The organism is Methylosinus sp. shoA (assembly GCF_059718125.1).
Genome location: NZ_AP046091.1, coordinates 733,494 through 751,970, shown reverse-complemented (window position 1 = coordinate 751,970; position 18,477 = coordinate 733,494). Strand labels below are relative to the sequence as shown.

The 18,477-nt window shown below is 65.4% G+C and carries 15 protein-coding genes and 1 tRNA gene; 15 read left to right on the top strand and 1 reads right to left on the bottom strand.

Annotation, left to right across the window (positions count from 1 at the left end; translation table 11 throughout):
• Positions 1-130: 130 nt before the first annotated feature.
• The 15 genes from AC6IW9_RS03475 (at position 131) to phoB (ending at position 17,550) form a co-directional block, all read left to right on the top strand.
• Entirely contained in the window at positions 131-1,351 is a 1,221-nt protein-coding gene (locus tag AC6IW9_RS03475; protein WP_497769168.1) for a 6-phosphofructokinase, read from the top strand.
• A gap of 333 nt (positions 1,352-1,684) precedes the next feature.
• Complete coding sequence (gene clpX / locus AC6IW9_RS03470; protein ID WP_497769167.1) at positions 1,685-2,947, top strand: ATP-dependent Clp protease ATP-binding subunit ClpX; 1,263 nt, start codon at positions 1,685-1,687, stop codon at positions 2,945-2,947.
• 253 nt (positions 2,948-3,200) lie between these two features.
• Positions 3,201-5,621 (top strand): endopeptidase La, encoded by a 2,421-nt coding sequence (gene lon, locus AC6IW9_RS03465; protein ID WP_497769166.1) that lies wholly within the window; start codon positions 3,201-3,203, stop codon positions 5,619-5,621.
• A gap of 244 nt (positions 5,622-5,865) precedes the next feature.
• Positions 5,866-6,150, top strand: a complete 285-nt coding sequence (locus tag AC6IW9_RS03460; RefSeq protein WP_497769165.1) for an HU family DNA-binding protein — start codon at positions 5,866-5,868, stop codon at positions 6,148-6,150.
• A gap of 174 nt (positions 6,151-6,324) precedes the next feature.
• Positions 6,325-6,400, top strand: a tRNA-Val gene (locus AC6IW9_RS03455).
• A 53-nt stretch (positions 6,401-6,453) separates the two neighbouring features.
• Positions 6,454-7,113, top strand: a complete 660-nt coding sequence (locus tag AC6IW9_RS03450) for a COG3904 family protein (RefSeq protein ID WP_497769164.1) — start codon at positions 6,454-6,456, stop codon at positions 7,111-7,113.
• A gap of 48 nt (positions 7,114-7,161) precedes the next feature.
• Complete coding sequence (locus AC6IW9_RS03445) at positions 7,162-8,697, top strand: acyl-CoA carboxylase subunit beta (RefSeq protein WP_497769163.1); 1,536 nt, start codon at positions 7,162-7,164, stop codon at positions 8,695-8,697.
• Positions 8,698-9,760: 1,063 nt separating this feature from the next.
• The gene (locus tag AC6IW9_RS03440; protein ID WP_497769162.1) at positions 9,761-10,816 is read left to right on the top strand and encodes a lysylphosphatidylglycerol synthase domain-containing protein; all 1,056 of its coding nucleotides are present in this window, start codon (positions 9,761-9,763) and stop codon (positions 10,814-10,816) included.
• A gap of 164 nt (positions 10,817-10,980) precedes the next feature.
• The gene (locus AC6IW9_RS03435; protein WP_497769161.1) at positions 10,981-12,039 is read left to right on the top strand and encodes an ATP-binding protein; all 1,059 of its coding nucleotides are present in this window, start codon (positions 10,981-10,983) and stop codon (positions 12,037-12,039) included.
• A 152-nt stretch (positions 12,040-12,191) separates the two neighbouring features.
• On the top strand, positions 12,192-13,238 hold the full coding sequence (pstS, locus tag AC6IW9_RS03430) for a phosphate ABC transporter substrate-binding protein PstS (RefSeq protein WP_497769160.1): 1,047 nt from the start codon (positions 12,192-12,194) through the stop codon (positions 13,236-13,238).
• A 271-nt stretch (positions 13,239-13,509) separates the two neighbouring features.
• Positions 13,510-14,430: a phosphate ABC transporter permease subunit PstC gene (gene pstC, locus AC6IW9_RS03425; protein ID WP_497772420.1), complete on the top strand. Its 921-nt coding sequence runs from the start codon at positions 13,510-13,512 to the stop codon at positions 14,428-14,430.
• A gap of 3 nt (positions 14,431-14,433) precedes the next feature.
• Positions 14,434-15,273, top strand: a complete 840-nt coding sequence (gene pstA / locus AC6IW9_RS03420; protein WP_497769159.1) for a phosphate ABC transporter permease PstA — start codon at positions 14,434-14,436, stop codon at positions 15,271-15,273.
• On the top strand, positions 15,270-16,055 hold the full coding sequence (gene pstB / locus AC6IW9_RS03415) for a phosphate ABC transporter ATP-binding protein PstB (protein ID WP_497769158.1): 786 nt from the start codon (positions 15,270-15,272) through the stop codon (positions 16,053-16,055). Before pstA ends, pstB begins: the two co-directional genes overlap by 4 nt.
• 32 nt (positions 16,056-16,087) lie before the next feature.
• Entirely contained in the window at positions 16,088-16,810 is a 723-nt protein-coding gene (gene phoU, locus AC6IW9_RS03410; RefSeq protein WP_497769157.1) for a phosphate signaling complex protein PhoU, read from the top strand.
• The gene (gene phoB, locus AC6IW9_RS03405; protein WP_497769156.1) at positions 16,807-17,550 is read left to right on the top strand and encodes a phosphate regulon transcriptional regulator PhoB; all 744 of its coding nucleotides are present in this window, start codon (positions 16,807-16,809) and stop codon (positions 17,548-17,550) included. Before phoU ends, phoB begins: the two co-directional genes overlap by 4 nt.
• A gap of 45 nt (positions 17,551-17,595) precedes the next feature.
• On the opposite strand, the gene AC6IW9_RS03400 is transcribed toward phoB, so the two are convergent.
• A complete protein-coding gene (locus tag AC6IW9_RS03400) occupies positions 17,596-18,264 on the bottom strand; it encodes a Spy/CpxP family protein refolding chaperone (protein ID WP_497769155.1) in 669 nt (222 codons plus the stop codon).
• Between the last annotated feature and the right edge of the window lie 213 nt (positions 18,265-18,477).

Here is an 18,477-nt window from a genome sequence, read left to right as displayed (position 1 = left end):
TTGCGAGCGAAGCGAAGCAATCCAGAGGCGCGGGGCGACCCCTGGATTGCTTCGTCGCTTCGCTCCTCGCAATGACGGAGAGACGGCTGTTCGTATGGGTCGCGTTCGACAACCGATTGGAGCCTCCTTCGTGTCCGACATCGATTTCTCCAAGGTCCTCATCGCGCAAGGCGGCGGGCCGACCGCCGTCATCAATCAATCGCTGGCCGGCGCCGTGCTCGAATCGCGCAAGTTCCGCGCCGTCGAGCGCGTCTATGGCGCGCTGCATGGCGTGCGCGGCATCGTCAATGAGGATTTCGTCGATCTGACGCAGGAGACGACGCACAACCTCGAGATGGTGGCGGACACGCCCTCCTCGGCGCTGGGCTCGACGCGCGACAAGCCGGATCTCAAATATTGCCATGAGATTTTCGAAGTGCTGCGCGCACACGGGATCGGCTGCTTCTTCTATGTCGGCGGCAACGACAGCTCCGACACGGTGCGCATCGTCTCGGAAGAAGCGTCGAATGCCGGCTATCCGCTGCGCGTCGTGCATATTCCGAAGACGATCGACAATGATCTGACGGTCAACGACCACACGCCCGGCTTTCCCTCCGCGGCGCGCTGGGTGGCGCAGGCCTTCGCCGGCGCCAATCTCGACAATTGGGCGCTGCCCGGCGTCTACATCGCCGTGGTGATGGGCCGTCACGCCGGCTTCCTGACCGCGGCCTCGGCGCTCGGCAAGAAATTCCCCGACGACGGCCCGCATCTCATCTATGTGCCCGAGCGCGTTTTCGACACCGAGCGCTTCCTCGCCGATGTGAAGGCGACGATGGACAAATATGGCCGCTGCGTCGTCGCCGTGTCCGAGGGAATAGCCGACGAGAAGCATACGCCGATCGCCGCTAAGCTCGCCGAGCAGGTGGAGAAGGACGCGCATGGCAATGTGCATCTCGGCGGCGGCGCGCTCGCCGACATGCTGACCGAGCTGGTGAAGGCGAAGCTCGGCTTCAAGCGCGTGCGCGCCGACACTTTCGGCTATGTGCAGCGCAGCTTCGTCGGCTGCGTCTCCGATGTCGACCAGCGCGAGGCGCGCGAGGTCGGCGAGAAGGCGGTGCAGTTCGCGCTGTGGGGCGACAAGAACGGTTCCGTGACGATTCACCGCACCGGCTTCTATTCGGTCGACTATCAGCTCACGCCGCTCGAGGCGGTCGCCGGCAAGACCAAGGTCATGCCCGACGAGTTCATCAGCGAGAACGGGACCGATGTGACCGACGCCTTCCGTCTCTATCTGCGCCCTCTGCTCGGCTCGGGCATGCCCGACGCCTATCGTTTACGACGGAATCATGTCGCCAAAATTCTGAAAAAGTGACAGATACGCGGGTGGCCGGAGGCGTCGCGCCGGCCGCCGAGCACGAACTCAACCTCTTGATTTCTATTTTGTTCGATGAGGGGAAGGGTTTGTTGACCGGAAAATGCCGTACGCCCCTACCCAAGGCTCGATTCTTGCTTGATTTATAATCGGGCGTCGTGGTTGCATAGCGCGGCGAGACTTATAAACTGAGGTCCGAGCACGACGGCGAAGCGTCGCGGGTCCCGGCGGAACGACAGGCGGAGCCGCTTGCACGTTTTGTTAGGTCGACGCTGATATCGAGTGAGGTTGGTTCGATTCGCAATTGCGGGCCGATCCGTCAGGAGATGAGACATGAGCAAGGTCGGCAGCAGCGACTCGAAGAACACGCTCTACTGCTCTTTCTGCGGCAAGAGCCAGCACGAGGTGCGCAAGCTCATCGCCGGCCCGACCGTGTTCATCTGCGACGAATGCGTCGAGCTGTGCATGGACATCATCCGCGAGGAGAACAAGTCCATCGTCAAGCAGCGCGATGGCATTCCGACGCCGCGCGAGATCTGCAAGGTGCTCGACGATTATGTGATCGGCCAGGCGCAGGCCAAGCGCGTGCTGTCGGTCGCCGTGCACAATCATTATAAGCGCCTCAATCATGCGACGAAGCACGGCGACGTCGAGCTGGCCAAATCGAATATTCTGCTCATCGGCCCGACCGGCGTCGGCAAGACGATGCTGGCGCAGACGCTCGCGCGCATTCTCGACGTGCCTTTCACCATGGCGGATGCGACGACGCTGACCGAGGCGGGCTATGTCGGCGAGGATGTCGAGAACATCATCCTGAAGCTGCTGCAGGCCTCCGACTACAATGTCGAGCGGGCGCAGCGCGGCATCGTCTATGTGGACGAGATCGACAAGATCTCGCGCAAGTCCGACAATCCCTCGATCACCCGCGACGTATCGGGCGAGGGCGTGCAGCAGGCGCTGCTGAAGATCATGGAAGGCACCATCGCCTCCGTGCCGCCGCAAGGCGGGCGCAAGCATCCGCAGCAGGAGTTCCTGCAGGTCGACACGACCAACATTCTCTTCATTTGCGGCGGCGCCTTCGCCGGCCTCGAAAAGATCATTTCCTCGAGAGGCCGCGGCACCTCCATCGGCTTCGGCGCCACTGTGCAGGCGCCGGACGAGCGCCGCACCGGCGACATCTTCCGCCATGTGCAGCCCGAGGACCTGCTGAAATTCGGCCTCATCCCGGAGTTCGTCGGTCGTCTGCCGGTGATCGCGACGCTCGAGGATTTGGACGAGGAGGCCTTGAAGCGCATCCTCACGGAGCCGAAGAACGCGCTGGTCAAGCAGTACCAGCGGCTGTTCGAGATGGAGAGCACCGAACTCACCTTCCAGGACGAGGCGCTCTCCGCCGTCGCCCGCAAGGCGATTGAGCGTCATACCGGCGCCCGCGGATTGCGCTCCATCATGGAAGGCATTCTGCTCGACACCATGTTCGAACTGCCGGGCCTCGAGGGCGTCGAGCAAGTCGTCATCGGTCCCGAAGTGGTCGAAGGCAAGGCGCGTCCCCTCTACATTTACGCCGAGCGCAGCGAGAAGAGCGGCGCGAGCGCCTGACGCGAATTTCGGCAGGAGCGGCTCCCCAATGCGCCGTTCTTGCCCGCGGCCGGGTCGCACTCGGTTGTTTTTCAAGAGTTCTTGAACGGCGGCGCCGTCAGGCCCATTTGTTGCGTAACGCCTTCCGAGCATGAGCGACGAAGGCGGCTCTTTCAGTCGACGGCGTCTAGCCCGGAACTTGCTTAACCTCCAAGCGTCATAGCCCCGCCTCGACCCGCCCGGGCGGAGAGCGAAACGGAACAGGAAACACGAAATGACGAACGAAAAGCGGAATTCCATCGCGCCCGGCGCGGTCGAGAGTTACCCGGTTCTGCCGCTGCGCGACATCGTGGTCTTTCCTCACATGATCGTTCCGCTGTTCGTCGCACGCGACAAATCGATCCGCGCGCTCGAGGAGGTGACGAAGTCGGATCGGCTGATCCTGCTCGCGACGCAGAAGAACGCCGGCGACGACGATCCGGCGGCCGACGCCATCTATCAGATCGGCACGCTCGCCTCGGTGCTGCAGCTCTTGAAGCTTCCCGACGGCACAGTGAAAGTGCTGGTCGAAGGCGTCGCGCGCGCCAAGGTGCGCGCCTATACGCGCACCGACGAATTCTACGAGGCGGACGCCGAGACGCTCGGCGACGAGACGGATGCGCCCGTCGAGATCGAAGCGCTCGGCCGCTCGGTCATCGCGGAATTCGATTCCTACGTGAAGCTCAACAAGAAGGTTTCGCCGGAGATCGCCAGCGCGGTCACTCAGATCGAGGATTTCTCCAAGCTCGCCGACACGGTCGCCTCGCATCTCTCGGTGAAGATCGCCGAGAAGCAGGATGTGCTGGAGACCATCTCCGTCGCCAAGCGGCTCGAGAAGTGCCTCGCGCTGATGGAGAGCGAGATCTCCGTGCTGCAGGTGGAGAAGCGCATCCGCACGCGCGTCAAGCGCCAGATGGAGAAGACTCAGCGCGAGTACTATCTCAACGAGCAGATGAAGGCGATCCAGAAGGAGCTCGGCGACGAGGACGGCAAGGACGATCTCGCCGAGCTCGAGGAGCGCATCAAGAACACCAAGCTCTCGAAGGAGGCGCGCGACAAGGCGGTCGCAGAGTTCAAGAAGCTGCGCCAGATGTCGCCCATGTCGGCGGAAGCCACGGTCGTGCGCAATTATCTCGACTGGCTGCTGGCCCTGCCCTGGGGCAAGAAGTCGAAGATCAAGCGCGATCTCGAGCAGGCGCAGGACGTGCTCGACACCGATCACTTCGGACTCGACAAGGTCAAGGAGCGCATCCTCGAATATCTCGCCGTGCAGAGCCGCGCCAACAAGCTGACCGGCCCGATCCTGTGCCTCGTCGGGCCGCCCGGCGTCGGCAAGACCTCGCTCGGCAAATCGATCGCCAAGGCGACGGGCCGCGAGTTCGTGCGCATGTCGCTCGGCGGCGTGCGCGACGAGGCGGAGATCCGCGGCCATCGGCGCACCTATATCGGCTCCATGCCCGGCAAGATCATCCAGTCGATGCGCAAGGCGAAGACCTCCAACCCGCTCTTCCTGCTCGACGAGATCGACAAGATGGGCATGGACTTCCGCGGCGATCCGTCCTCGGCCCTGCTCGAGGTGCTCGATCCCGAGCAGAACGCCTCCTTCGCCGACCACTATCTCGAGGTCGACTACGATCTGTCGAACGTCATGTTCGTGACGACGGCGAACACGCTGAACATCCCTGCGCCTCTGATGGACCGCATGGAGATCATCCGTATCGCCGGCTACACCGAGGACGAGAAGGCCGAGATCGCGCGCAAGCATCTCATTCCGAGCGCGATCAAGAAGCACGGCCTCACCTCCGACGAATGGTCGATCGACGACGAGGCGCTGCTGACGCTCATTCGCCGCTACACGCGCGAAGCGGGCGTGCGCAATCTCGAGCGCGAGATCTCCAACCTCGCCCGCAAGGCGGTGAAGGAGATCCTGCTCTCGAAGGAGAAGGGCAAGAAGGTCCGCGTCACCAACGACAACATCACCGATTATCTCGGCGTCCACAAATATCGCTATGGCGAGGCGGAGCTCGAGGATCAGGTGGGCGTCGTCACCGGCCTCGCCGTGACGGGCGTCGGCGGCGAGCTGCTGACGATCGAAGGCGTGATGATGCCGGGCAAGGGCAAGATGACCGTCACCGGCAATCTGCAGGACGTGATGAAGGAGTCGATCTCCGCGGCCGCCTCTTACGTACGCTCCCGCGCCGTCGATTTCGGCATCGAGCCGCCTCTGTTCGACCGCCGCGACATCCATGTGCATGTGCCGGAGGGTGCGACGCCCAAGGACGGCCCCTCGGCCGGCACGGCGATGGCGACGACGATCGTCTCGATCCTCACCGGCATTCCGGTGCGGCGCGACATCGCCATGACCGGCGAGATCACGCTGCGCGGCCGTGTTCTGCCGATCGGCGGCCTCAAGGAGAAGCTGCTCGCAGCCCTGCGCGGCGGCCTGAAGAAAGTGCTGATCCCGGAGGAGAACGCCAAGGACCTGGCCGATATTCCGGACACGGTGAAGAACGCGCTGGAGATTGTGCCGGTCTCGCGCATGGACGAGGTGCTCGCTCATGCGCTGCTGCGCCAGCCGACGCCGATCGTGTGGGAGGAGCCCGCGCCGATCGCGCGTGTCGTCGAGGAGGATGCGGCGGGCGTGCGCGCCCACTGACCGCCCGAGGTAACGCCTGCGCGCCGCTCCCGGGCGGCGCAGGTCCGGCGGAAATCCCGCCCTTTTGGCGTCAAAGCGCGCCCGCCGCCCCTGTTTTACAGGGATTGCGGCGGGCGAAAACGTTCTAACCCTTGCTTTTGCTGACATTCCGGCACATCACTCTCGAATGCCGGGTTTGGACGATTCGTGGCCGCTCGCCCTTTCGACGCCCGGCTCCCCGGCGGAGAGAAGAAGGGATTGGACCATGGTCAACAAATTGGAACTGGTCGAGCATGTCGCCGAGGCGACCGATACGTCGAAAGCCGCCGCCGCCGCCGCCATCGACGCCGTGCTGGAAGGCATCACCAAGGCGTTGAAGAAAGGCGAAGAAGTTCGACTGGTCGGTTTCGGCACCTTCTCCGTCAAGAAGCGCGCCGCCGGCAAGGGCCGCAATCCGGCGACCGGCGAGGAGATCAAGATTCCCGCGTCGAAGAGCGCCCGCTTCAAGCCCGGCGCCACGCTGAAGGCCGCCCTCAACAAGACGAAGTGAGCGAAAGCCGCGCGCGAGCGCGCGCCGCTCGTTCCATGAGCGAGCCGGACCCTTCACTCGCCGTCGGGGCGCGACCCTCGCCGGCGGATGCTCATTGCGCCCAGGGCCATCTTGCGCCGAAGGGCTCCTGTCCCGTAAACCTATGCCGCGTCTTTCGGCTGCGGAAGACGCACGGGGCGGTTAGCTCAGTTGGTAGAGCGTCTCGCTTACACCGAGAGGGTCGGCGGTTCGAGTCCGTCACCGCCCACCAGTCCAGCGTCGGAATCTGAGAGCCGGCGCAGCGGAGCGCCGAACGGGCATCGAATGAACATTCTCTACGCCCCTCTCGTCGCCCTCGTGGCGATCGCCGCGACCGCGGCGCCGGCCCGCGCGGAAGAGATGTCGTTTCGTCTGGTGACGCTGGCCGACTCCCATTGCGACGAGCGGTGCCCTCAGGTGGTCGCCGCCGAGGGCGAGATCGTCGAGGAGACGCCCGATGTCTTCCTGCGCTTCCTGCACAGGCGCACGAGCCGCGAGCCGCTGCGCGGCATTTTGCTGATCGATTCGCCCGGCGGCAAAGTGATCGCCTCTATGGAGCTCGGCCAGGAACTGCGCAAGCTCGGCATGGCGGTGGTCGTCGCGCGCGTCGGCGCCGAAGGCGGGCCGCTCGTCTCCGGCCGCTGCTATTCGGCCTGCGTCTATGCGCTGATGGGCGGGCTGAAACGTGTCATCCCGCGCCAGAGCCGGGTCGGCGTCCATCGCATGTTCAATTATGTCGACGGCGTCGATCCGATGAGCGGCGAGACTTTGCGCGAGCGACGCTTTGCCGACGGCGGCATGCGCAAGGCGCTTGCCCGCTACAGCGCCTCGATGGGGGTCAGCCGCGACCTCATCGCGCTCGCCGAGCGCACATCGCCCGATCGCGTGCATCTGCTCACGGCCGCCGAGATCGCCCGCTGGCGTCTCGGCTCGCCCAACCTTTGAAACGAGAACGAACGGCCCCGCAGCCGCTCCAACCAAGGTAAGCGTTCCATGAAGCATATCATCGACGGTCTCGAACAGCGCCGCGCCTCGGCGCGCCTCGGCGGCGGCCTCAAGCGCATCGACGCGCAGCATGCGCGCGGCAAGCTCACGGCGCGCGAGCGCATCGACCTGTTGCTCGATCACGGCTCCTTCGAAGAATTCGATATGTTCGTCGCGCATCGCTGCACGGACTTCGGCATGGACCACGGCGAGAAGATCTCGGGCGACGGCGTCGTCACCGGCTGGGGCACCGTCAACGGCCGCGCCGTCTTCGTCTTCGCCAAGGATTTCACTGTCTTCGGCGGCTCGCTCTCCGAGACCCATGCGCAGAAGATCACCAAGCTGCAGGACATGGCTCTGAAGAACCGGGCGCCGATCATCGGCCTGTTCGACGCCGGCGGCGCGCGCATCCAGGAGGGCGTCGCGGCGCTCGGCGGCTATGGCGAGGTGTTCCAGCGCAATGTGCTGGCCTCGGGCGTCATCCCGCAGATTTCCGTCATCATGGGGCCCTGCGCCGGCGGCGACGTCTATTCGCCGGCGATGACCGACTTCATCTTCATGGTGCGCGATACGAGCTACATGTTCGTCACCGGCCCGGATGTGGTGAAGACGGTCACCAATGAGACGGTGACGGCCGAGGAGCTCGGCGGCGCTTCGGTGCACACGACCAGGAGCTCGATCGCCGACCGCGCCTATGACAACGACGTCGAGGCGTTGCTGCAGATGCGCCGGCTCATCGACTTCCTGCCCTCCTCCAACAAGGAGGACCCGCCGGAGTGGCCGAGTTTCGACGAGACCGAGCGGCTCGATCCGTCGCTCGACACGCTGATCCCAGACAATCCGAACAAGCCGTACGACATCAAGGAACTGATCGCCAAGGTCGCGGACGAGGGCGATTTCTTCGAGATCCAGGAGACCCACGCCAAGAACATCGTCGTCGGCTTCGGCCGCATCGAGGGTCGCACGGTCGGCTTCGTCGCCAATCAGCCCATGGTGCTCGCCGGCGTGCTCGACATCGACGCGTCGAAGAAGGCGGCGCGCTTCGTGCGCTTCTGCGACTGCTTCAACATTCCGATCGTCACCTTCGTCGACGTGCCGGGCTTCCTGCCGGGCACGGCGCAGGAATATGGCGGCCTCATCAAGCATGGCGCGAAACTCCTCTTCGCCTATGCCGAGGCCACCGTGCCGAAAGTGACGCTCATCACCCGCAAGGCCTTCGGCGGCGCCTATGACGTCATGGCCTCGAAGCATCTGCGCGGCGACGTCAATTACGCCTGGCCCTCGGCGCAGATCGCCGTTATGGGCGCCAAGGGCGCGGTCGAGATCATCTTCCGCGCCGACATCGGCGACGCCGAGAAGATCGCGCAGCGCACGAAGGAATATGAGGACCGCTTCCTCTCCCCATTCGTGGCGGCCGAGCGCGGCTATATCGACGAGGTCATCATGCCGAGCGCGACCCGCAAGCGACTCGCCCGGGCGCTCGCTCTGCTCCGCCATAAGGAGCTGGAGAATCCCTGGAAGAAACACGACAATATCCCGCTCTGACCTGCCTGATCGGGCAGGGCCTCGCGCCGCCCGGTCGCCGGGCGCGCAGGCTCTGAAAAAACTGCCGTCGAGGAAGGCGCCAGCCGCACAATTTCTTTTCATTCTGCGACCTTTTCGGATGACAAACTCCTCGGCCTGTCATAATGTCCTCGTCGCCGAGCTGGCGGGATAAAAACATCAGAGCGCCCAAGGCGTTCGACGAGTAGCTGGCTGAGGTCCAAGTCGGGGAGGACGCCGGAAGAATTCTTCGATCCGCGAGACGCTCCACATCGTTGTCCGCGCAAACGGCACTCCGAGGCCGCATCGAATCTTCCGGTCAAAGGACGGGTACCAAAGAGTGGGGAAAGGCAAGGGCCGTCCCCGCTCTTTGTGTATGTAGAGCTTCGATAGAGTTTTCCTTTCGATCGATAGGACGGGCTACCGAACGGCTCGCGCAATACCGATTCTCCGTTAGTGACGGAAGTGCTGTAAAGGCGTCGATCGCTTCTTCCATAGGAAGCAAGGTGGCCGGCGAAGCCGGGCCGCTTCCGGTGGGGGCGGCCCCAGCCTCTCCCTTCGGGACCGGAGCGCACAAGTTCGAGGCTGTGAAAGGGCCGCCGCTGCGTTTACGCTGGCCGTTGCGCGAGTTCGTGGCTTCGAGGCGCCGGAACGCATCGGCCCGCACAGCGGTGGAGCGCGCTGCGAGGCGGGAAACACGCGACCATTTTTATGTGGATGACAAGCGCGGGCCTGCGCTTCCGGCTGTCGCGTAAAGGCCCGCCGGGCCGTGAATGCGCGCGAAATGCTTTATGCAGGGCCTGTTCCGACCGCTCGGCCGTCCTGTCATCTTGTCGTCATGGTTCGGGGAGAAACCGAACCATCCCTGCCCTGCGGCGTTTCCTCGACGGCGTCTCGTCTCGGGGCCGCAGGGCTAAAAAACGGGATCGAAAATTCCATGAACGGACGCCGAGAGGCCCGCCGGCCGATTCTGAACCCCTCCGCGCGCCGCCGTATCGAAGAGGCTTCCGCGCATTTTCGCCGTCAACGCGAAGCGTGGGAAAAAGCGACGCGGCCGGAGAGCGAAATGGCGGAGGATATCCCGGCTCCGGCCGCGCCGCGCTCGACCGAGAAGCCGACGATCGATGATCTCGTCGAGGCGGCGCGTCGGCGTCTCGCGCCGAACCTGGGCAAGGCGGTCGGCGGCATTGCGAGCCTCGCCGTCTTCGCTCTCGCCGGCTTCGTCCTCGCGAGTGTCGTCTCGAGCGTCAAATTCGCCGATGTGCGCGCCGCCATCGCCGCCACCAGCGCCGAGCAGGTGCTCGGCGCGTTCTTCCTCACCGCTCTCTCTTATCTCGCGCTCACCGGCTATGACGCTCTGGCTTTGCGCCAGCTCGGCCTGCGCGTGCGCTACCGCATCGCCGCGCTCGCCTCCTTCACCAGCTACGCCTTCTCCTTCAACCTGGGCTTTCCGGTCGTCACCGCGGCGGCGGTCCGCTACTGGATCTATTCGCGCGTCGGCGTCGGCGCGGTACAGGTCGCCAATGTCACGCTGATCGCCGGTGTCACCTTCTGGCTCGGCATGGCTTCGGTCGTCGGCGCCGGCCTCGTGGCGCGGGCCGGCGAAATCGGCGCGATCGACAAATTGCCGCCCTTCCTCAATTTCGCGCTCGGGCTGCTCGTCTGCGCCGGCGTCGGCTATTACCTCGTCTGGGTGTCGCTGCGCCGGCGGCGCGTGCGGCTGCGCGGCCACAAGTTCGAGCTGCCCGGCCTCGTTCCGTCTCTCGGACAGACCATTCTCGGCGTCGCCGATCTCTGCTGCGCGGCGGCCGCCCTCTACGCCCTGCTGCCGCAGGACACGGGCCTCGATTTCTTCACCTTCGCCTCGGTCTATGTATTCGCCTGCGTCCTCGGCGTCGTCAGCCATTCGCCGGGCGGCATCGGCGTGTTCGAGGCGACGATGCTGAACGCGCTGCCGGGGCATTCGCAGGAGAGCCTGCTCGCCTCTCTGTTGCTGTTTCGCGTGATCTATTATTTCCTGCCGTTCCTCCTCGCCCTCGCGCTGCTCGGCGCGGACGAGGGCTCGCGCCGCTGGAACAGCCTGCGCGAGACCATCACCCGCATCATGGAGGCCCGCGACTAGCGGCCATGCGTCCTATGGATCGAAGCGGAAAGGCTCCCTCCCTCGCCCTCTCCCGCTTTACGGAAGGGGAAACGGCCGGCGTCGCGCGAGCCCTCCGCGAAGCGCGGAACTTTCTCCCTCTCCCGCGCAGCGGGGGAGGGCCGGGGAGGGGGCCCTCGGACTAGATGCCGGATCTGCGCCGACGCTATCAGGGAGAAGCTCTTCTCGGCCTCGTCATAGACGCGCTGCCGGAAGCGGTCTTCGTCATCGATTCCGAGGCGCGCATCGTCGCAGCCAATCGCGCTGCGCGCTCGGTGCTGCCGTCGCTGCGCGTCAATGATCCGCTGGCGCGCAGCCTGCGCTCGCCCGATGTGCTCGATGCGCTCGACCGTGTGCTGCGCGGCGGCGCGCCGGAGAAGGTGATCTGGGTGGAGCGCCTGCCGGTCGAATGCTGGTTCGAGGTGCACATCGCGCCGCTGCGCCTCGACGGCTACGAGAACGCCGCCGTGGCGAGCCTGCGGGATCTCACCGAATCGCGCCGCGTCGAGCGCATGCGCGTCGATTTCGTCGCCAACGCCAGCCACGAACTGCGCACGCCGCTCGCTTCCCTGCTCGGTTTCGTCGAGACTCTGCAAGGCCCGGCGCATGACGACGAGAAGGCGCGCGAGCGTTTCCTCTCCATCATGCGCGAGCAGGCTCAGCGCATGTCGCGTCTCGTCGACGACCTGCTGTCTCTCTCGCGCATCGAACAGCATCTGCATCTTCGACCCGACACGCCGGTCGATCTCGCCATTCTCGTCGCGCATATCGTCGACACGCTCGGCCCGATGGCGGAGGACGGCGGGATCGAGCTCCGGCTCGAATCGGCAGGGCCGGTCGTGGTGCCGGGCGATCGCGACGAGCTCGCCCGGGTTGCGGAAAATCTCATCGAGAATGCGATCAAATACGGCGCCGGCCCGGTGGAGATTTCGCTCGCCCCGCTCGGCGCCTCCGCGGTCTTCTCGGTGCGCGATCATGGTCCGGGCATCTCCCCGGAGCATCTGCCGCGTCTCACCGAACGCTTCTACCGCGTCGACGCCGGCAAGAGCCGTGCGAAGGGCGGCACCGGCCTCGGCCTCGCGATCGTCAAGCACATCGTGGCTCGCCACCGCGGCCGGCTCGCGATAGATTCCGCGCCCGACAAGGGCGCCACGTTCCGGGTGTTCCTTCCCCTGGTCGAAGCAGAAAAAGCCGAAAGCGGCTGATGTGTATTTGTAATATAAATCAAACAATTTTATTGTCATATGACTGTCATCTCGCCGTCATAAAAGCCTTGCTGCGAGAGAATAGCTTGCGCGCCGCTGGGGCGCTCGACGCGCCGTCCTCAAGTGAACCTCGGGTTCGAAAGAGACAACAGATGATCTCCAAACTCCTCAACCGGGTCGCATTGGCGGCGGCCGTGGCCGCGGCGACTGCGGGCGCGGCCTTCGCGATCGACATCTCCGGCGCCGGCGCGACCTTCCCCTACCCGATCTACGCCAAATGGGCGGACACTTATAAGAAAGAAACGGGCGCCGGCCTCAATTATCAGTCGATCGGCTCGGGCGGCGGAATCAAGCAGATCAAGGCCCGCACCGTGACCTTCGGCGCCTCCGACCAGCCGCTCAAGGCCGAGGAGCTCGCAGCCGCCGGCCTCACCCAGTGGCCGCAGGTGATCGGCGGCATCGTGCCGGTCGTCAATCTCGACGGCGTCGCTTCCGGCGACATCGTGCTCGACGGCGCCACGCTCGCCTCCATTTTCCTCGGCGAGATCACGAAGTGGGACGACGCCGCGATCAAGAAGCTCAATCCGAAGGCGAAGCTGCCGTCGACCGCGATCGCCGTCGTGCATCGCTCGGACGGCTCGGGCACGACTTTCAACTTCACCAATTATCTGTCGAAGGTCAGCGCCGACTGGAAGTCCAAGGTCGGCGAGAACGCCTCGGTGGAGTGGCCGGTCGGCATCGGCGCCAAGGGCAACGAAGGCGTCGCCAACAATGTCGCCAACACCAGGGGCGCGGTCGGCTATGTCGAATACGCCTACGCCAAGCAGAACAAGCTGACCTACACCAAGCTCATCAACAAGGACGGCAAGACCGTCGCGCCGACGACGCCCACCTTCCAGGCCGCGGCCGCCAACGCCGACTGGGCCAATGCGCCGGGCTTCTACCAGATCCTGACCGACCAGCCGGGCGCCCAGTCATGGCCGATCACGGCCGCGACCTTCATCCTGCTGCCCAAGCAGCCGCAGGACGCCGCCGCCGCGGCCGAGGCGCTGAAGTTCTTCGGCTGGGCCTTCGCCAAGGGCGGCAAGGCGGCCGAGGAGTTGGACTATATTCCGATGCCGGCGAACGTCGTGGCTCTGATCAAGAAGAGCTGGGCGAACGTCACGGATGCGAGCGGCAAGCCGCTGGCCTCGAACTGAGGCGCCCGCCGCCCGGCGGCCGGATCGTCCCGCCGGGCGGCGGCCGCGTGAGGCGGCGCAGGACCGGGACAGGTTCTCGGGGACGCCGCAGCCCGGGACGATGCGGCCGGCCGGGAGCCGGGCTATGAGAGATCGGGCATTCCGGTCCCGGGAGCGCGAAATGGACGTCGGCTTCAACCGCCAAACGAGAGATGACAGCGTGTCGGACCTGGCAATCGTGGCGGCGCAACCTCGCGCCGCCGAAGTCGAGCGCGGCAAAGTTCTCAGCCGCATGGCTCTCTTCGACCTCTTCTTCCACAATCTCACGCGCGCGGCGGCGATCCTCGTCCTGCTCATTCTGGGCGGCGTGATCTTCTCGCTGATCTACGGCTCGATGCCCGCGATCCGCGCCTTCGGCTTCGGCTTTCTGACGACGGAGTCCTGGAATCCGGTGACCGAGAAGTTCGGCGCGGTGGCGCCGATCTACGGCACGCTCGTGACCTCCGCGATCGCCATGGTCATCGCCGTCCCGCTCGGGCTCGGCATCGCCATCTTCCTCACCGAGCTCTGCCCGCATGCGCTGCGCCGTCCGATCGGCGTCGCCATCGAGCTCCTCGCCGGCATTCCCTCGATCATCTACGGCATCTGGGGCCTGTTCGTGCTCGCGCCCTTCCTGCAGCAGCATGTGCAGCCGGCGCTGATCGCGGTCACCGGCGACATCCCCGTGCTGTCGAGCCTGTTCGCCGGCCCGCCCTACGGCATCGGCATGCTGACGGCGGGCTTCATCCTGGCGATCATGGTGCTGCCCTTCATCACCTCCATCTCGCGCGACGTGTTCGACACCGTGCCGCCGGTCCTCAAGGAAGCGGCCTCCGGCATCGGCTGCACGACCTGGGAGGTGATGCGCTATGTCGTCATTCCCTACACGCGAGTCGGCGTGATCGGCGGCGTGATGCTCGGACTAGGCCGCGCGCTCGGCGAGACCATGGCCGTCACCTTCGTCATCGGCAACGCCCACAGGGTGTCGAGCTCGCTGCTCGCGCCGGGCACGACGATCTCGGCGACCATCGCCAATGAATTCACCGAGGCGGTCGGCGACATCTACACATCGGCGCTGATCGAGCTCGGCCTCATCCTCTTCGTCATCACCTTCTTCGTGCTGGCGGCGGCGCGCTTCATGCTGATGCGCATCGAGCAGAAATCGGGAGCCTGACCCTTGTCCCTCTATTCCCATCGCCGCCGCGTCGACTCCGTCGCCAAGGCTCTCTGCTGGACCGGGACCTTGTTCGGGCTCAGCTGGCTCGTGCTGATCCTCGGCGTGCTGATTTTCGAAGGGGCGCGCGGGCTCGGGCCCGCCGTCTTCACCGAGATGACGCCGCCGCCGGGCTCTTCCGGCGGCCTGCTCAACGCCATCGTCGGTTCGCTGATGATGACGGTCATCGGCGTCGTGATCGGCACGCCGCTCGGCATGCTGGCCGGCACCTACATGGCCGAATACGGCCGCTATTCGATGCTCACGACGATCGTGCGCTTCATCAACGACATCCTGCTCAGCGCGCCGTCGATCGTCATCGGCCTGTTCGTCTACACCGTGGTGGTGGCGCGCGTCGGGCATTTCTCCGGCATCGCCGGCGCGCTGGCGCTCGCGGTTCTGGTCGTGCCGGTGGTCGTGCGCACCACGGAGGACATGCTGCTGCTGGTTCCAAGTCCGCTGCGCGAGGCGGCGGCGGCGCTCGGCCTGCCGCGCTCGCACATGCTGCTGCGCGTCGCCTATCGCGCCGCCAAATCCGGCATCGTCACCGGCGTGCTGCTCGCCGTCGCCCGCGTCTCCGGCGAGACGGCGCCACTGCTGTTCACCTCGCTCAACAATCAATTCTGGAGCACGAACCTCGACGCGCCGCTGTCGAGCCTTCCCGTCGTCATCTTCCAATTCGCGCTCTCGCCCTACAAGGATTGGCAGCAGCTGGCCTGGACCGGCGCCCTGCTGGTCACGATCGCCGTTCTTCTCCTGTCGATCACAGCGCGCGCGCTCAGCAGCCGAGGAAAGCAGAAATGACCGCCATGCCGGTGATCGAAACCAAAGCCTCCACCAAGGTCTCGGTGCGCAATCTCGACTTCTATTACGGCCAGTCGCATGCGCTGAAGAAGATTTCGCTGCCGCTCTACACCAATAAGGTGACGGCCTTCATCGGCCCGTCGGGCTGCGGCAAATCCACGCTGCTGCGCGTGCTGAACCGCATGTACGACCTCTATCCCAGGCAGCGCGCCGAGGGCGAGGTGCTGCTCGACGGCGAGAACATCCTCGATCCGGGCATCGACCTCAACCTCTTGCGCTCGCGCGTCGGCATGGTGTTCCAGAAGCCGACGCCCTTCCCCATGTCGATCTACGACAATATCGCCTTCGGCATCCGCCTCTACGAGAAGCTCTCGCGCAGCGAGATGGACGGCCGCGTCGAGGCGGCGCTGCGCGGCGCGGCGCTGTGGGACGAGGTGCGCGACAAGCTCGGTTCGAGCGGCCTCGGCCTCTCGGGCGGCCAGCAGCAGCGCCTGTGCATCGCCCGCACGGTCGCCATTCAGCCGGACGTGATCCTGTTCGACGAGCCCTGCTCGGCGCTCGATCCGATCTCCACCGCGAAGATCGAGGAGCTGATCGACGAATTGTCGGAGCGCTACACCATCGCCATCGTCACCCACAACATGCAGCAGGCGGCCCGCGTCTCGGATTTCACCGCCTTCATGTATCTCGGCGATCTCGTCGAATTCGGCGAGACGAACACGCTGTTCACCGCGCCGCAGAGCAAGAAGACGCAGGACTACATCACCGGCCGCTTCGGCTGACGCGCGCGCCCGACGCACATGAGGACGAGACCATGAGCGAACATATCGTCAGTTCTTACGACCGGGACCTCGAGGCGCTGGGCCGCCGCATCGCCGAGATGGGCGGCATCGCCGAGAAAATGCTGGGCGAGGCGATGGACGCCCTCGCCAATTTCGACACGGAGCTCGCGCATCGCGTCGTCGCGACCGACACGCGGCTCGACGCGCTGCAGCGCGAGATCGAGGAGAGCGCCATTCTCACCATCGCGCGCCGGCAGCCGCTCGCGGTCGATCTGCGCGAGTGCATCGCGGCGATGCGCATCGCCGCCGATCTCGAGCGCGTCGGAGACCTCGCCAAGAGCATCGCCAAGCGCACGGTGAAGATTCTGTCGGAAGCGCGCGTGCCGCGCGCCATCATCGGGCTGAAGACGATGGCGGAGGTCGCCTCGCTCCAGCTCAAGGACGTGCTCGACGCCTATGCGCAGCGCGACGTGGAGCGGGCCAAGGCGGTCTGGGCCAATGACACGGAGCTCGATGCGCTCGAAGATTCGGTGTTCCGCGATCTCCTGACCTTCATGATGGAGGATCCGCGCAACATCTCCTTCTGCACGCATCTGCTGTTCTGCTCGAAGAATATCGAGCGGATCGGCGACCACACGACCAATGTGGCCGAGACCATCGTCTATCTCGTCACCGGCGAATCCATGCCGACCGAGCGGCCCAAGGGCGGCAAGCCCGCGACGCCGGCCGGCGAGGCGAAAGAGCAGACGCCATGAACGAAGTCCGCGTCTCGGCGTCGCGCGAGACGCCCAACGACCGGGCGCCGCGTATTCTCGTCGTCGAGGACGAGGCGGCGCTCGCTCTGCTGCTCGCTTATAATCTCGAGGCGGAGGGCTTTCAGGTCGAGCATGTCGAGCGGGGCGACGAGGCGGAGATCCGCTTGTCGGAATCGCTCCCCGATCTCGTCATTCTCGATTGGATGCTGCCGGGCGTCTCCGGCCTCGAGATCTGCCGGCGCCTGCGCGCGCGCGAGGACACGCGCACCATGCCGATCATCATGCTGACCGCGCGCGGCGACGAGAACGAGCGCGTGCGCGGCCTCTCGGTCGGCGCCGACGATTATGTGGTGAAGCCGTTCTCGACGCCGGAGCTGATGGCGCGCGTGCATGCGCTGCTGCGCCGCGCGCGCCCGGAGCGCGTCGCGACGCGCCTCGTGGCCGGCGACATCGACCTCGACCGCGAGACACGCCGGGTGAAGCGCGCCGGCCGCGAGATTCATCTCGGCCCCACCGAATTCCGCCTGCTGGAATATCTGATGGAGAAGCCCGGCCGCGTGTTCTCGCGCGCGCAATTGCTCGACAGCGTCTGGGGCCTCTCGGCAGAGATCGACGAGCGCACCGTCGACGTGCATGTCGGCCGTCTGCGCAAGGCGATCATCCGCGGCCGCGAGAAGGACCCGATCCGCACGGTGCGCGGAACGGGCTATTCCTTCGACGAGACCTTCGGCCGCAGCTGAAAGCGGCGGCCGCGCCGTGCAGTCGCGACAAAGCCGCTGCGCCGCTCAGTGCTTGCCCATGCCGAGCTTCATCACGCCGGTCATGGCCTCCTCGGCGGTCTTCTTCTGCTCGTCGCTCAGCGCCGCGAACAAAGGCTCCGCCGCCGCTTTGATCGCGCGAACCGCATCGAGATGGGCGGTCATGTCGCGCTCCATCATGCCGAGCCGCTCCAGCACGCCGGCCGGCATCTCATGGTCCTTCGCGGCGGCGCGATATTGCGCCGCCTTGGCTCCGGCCGAGCGATAGGCGTCGGCGAAGGCGTTCCATTGCGTCGCCTGGGCGTCGGTCAATTTCAACTCGGCCTTCAGATAGGCGAGCCGGCCTTCGATATGCTCTCCGGCGCCGCAGAGATGTTTCATCTTCATGCCGCCGCCGTGCGTCACGTGATCCTCGCCCGGCTGCTCGGCGTCCGGGGCTCCGGCCGCATCGCCATGGCTCATGCCGCCGTGGTTCATGCCTCCCATTCCATGCATCATTCCGCCATGGCCCATTCCGCCCATCCCACCCATGCCGCCATGACCCATTCCGCCATGGCGCTCGCCGCCGCCATGGTCATGGCCGGACATGCCCTGTCCCGGCGCGGCGTCGCCTTGCTGCGCCGCCGCCGTTCCGCCGATCGCCAGCAGCAGCGCGGCGGCGGCGATGGTCCCTTTCCGTTTCGATATCGGATTCATATGATCCTCCCTGCCTGCGATTGTGCGCGACCTTGGGCGTTCGCCGCTCCGACCGCGAGCCGCTTCCACATCGTCAGTCTGTGATTTAATGGCGACGATCGCGCCTTGCGACTGTGGCATTCTGCCCCAGCGCGCTCCCGCTCCGCGGCCCTTTTCCATTGCCAAGCGCGGCGCAGGCTCTTAATCAGGGCGCGTTCGGGCTTCGCCCGGATT

Excerpts from the sequence above, each read along its gene's own strand:
- pstB (WP_497769158.1), top strand. The coding sequence starts at position 15,270 with ATGACCGCCATGCCGGTGATCGAAACCAAAGCCTCCACCAAGGTCTCG.
- AC6IW9_RS03445 (WP_497769163.1), top strand. The coding sequence starts at position 7,162 with ATGAAGCATATCATCGACGGTCTCGAACAGCGCCGCGCCTCGGCGCGC.
- AC6IW9_RS03440 (WP_497769162.1), top strand. The coding sequence starts at position 9,761 with ATGGCGGAGGATATCCCGGCTCCGGCCGCGCCGCGCTCGACCGAGAAG.
- phoB (WP_497769156.1), top strand. The coding sequence starts at position 16,807 with ATGAACGAAGTCCGCGTCTCGGCGTCGCGCGAGACGCCCAACGACCGG.
- pstC (WP_497772420.1), top strand. The coding sequence starts at position 13,510 with ATGGCTCTCTTCGACCTCTTCTTCCACAATCTCACGCGCGCGGCGGCG.
- pstS (WP_497769160.1), top strand. The coding sequence starts at position 12,192 with ATGATCTCCAAACTCCTCAACCGGGTCGCATTGGCGGCGGCCGTGGCC.
- AC6IW9_RS03435 (WP_497769161.1), top strand. The coding sequence starts at position 10,981 with ATGCCGGATCTGCGCCGACGCTATCAGGGAGAAGCTCTTCTCGGCCTC.
- AC6IW9_RS03450 (WP_497769164.1), top strand. The coding sequence starts at position 6,454 with ATGAACATTCTCTACGCCCCTCTCGTCGCCCTCGTGGCGATCGCCGCG.
- clpX (WP_497769167.1), top strand. The coding sequence starts at position 1,685 with ATGAGCAAGGTCGGCAGCAGCGACTCGAAGAACACGCTCTACTGCTCT.
- AC6IW9_RS03460 (WP_497769165.1), top strand. The coding sequence starts at position 5,866 with ATGGTCAACAAATTGGAACTGGTCGAGCATGTCGCCGAGGCGACCGAT.
- phoU (WP_497769157.1), top strand. The coding sequence starts at position 16,088 with ATGAGCGAACATATCGTCAGTTCTTACGACCGGGACCTCGAGGCGCTG.
- AC6IW9_RS03400 (WP_497769155.1), bottom strand. The coding sequence starts at position 18,264 with ATGAATCCGATATCGAAACGGAAAGGGACCATCGCCGCCGCCGCGCTG.
- lon (WP_497769166.1), top strand. The coding sequence starts at position 3,201 with ATGACGAACGAAAAGCGGAATTCCATCGCGCCCGGCGCGGTCGAGAGT.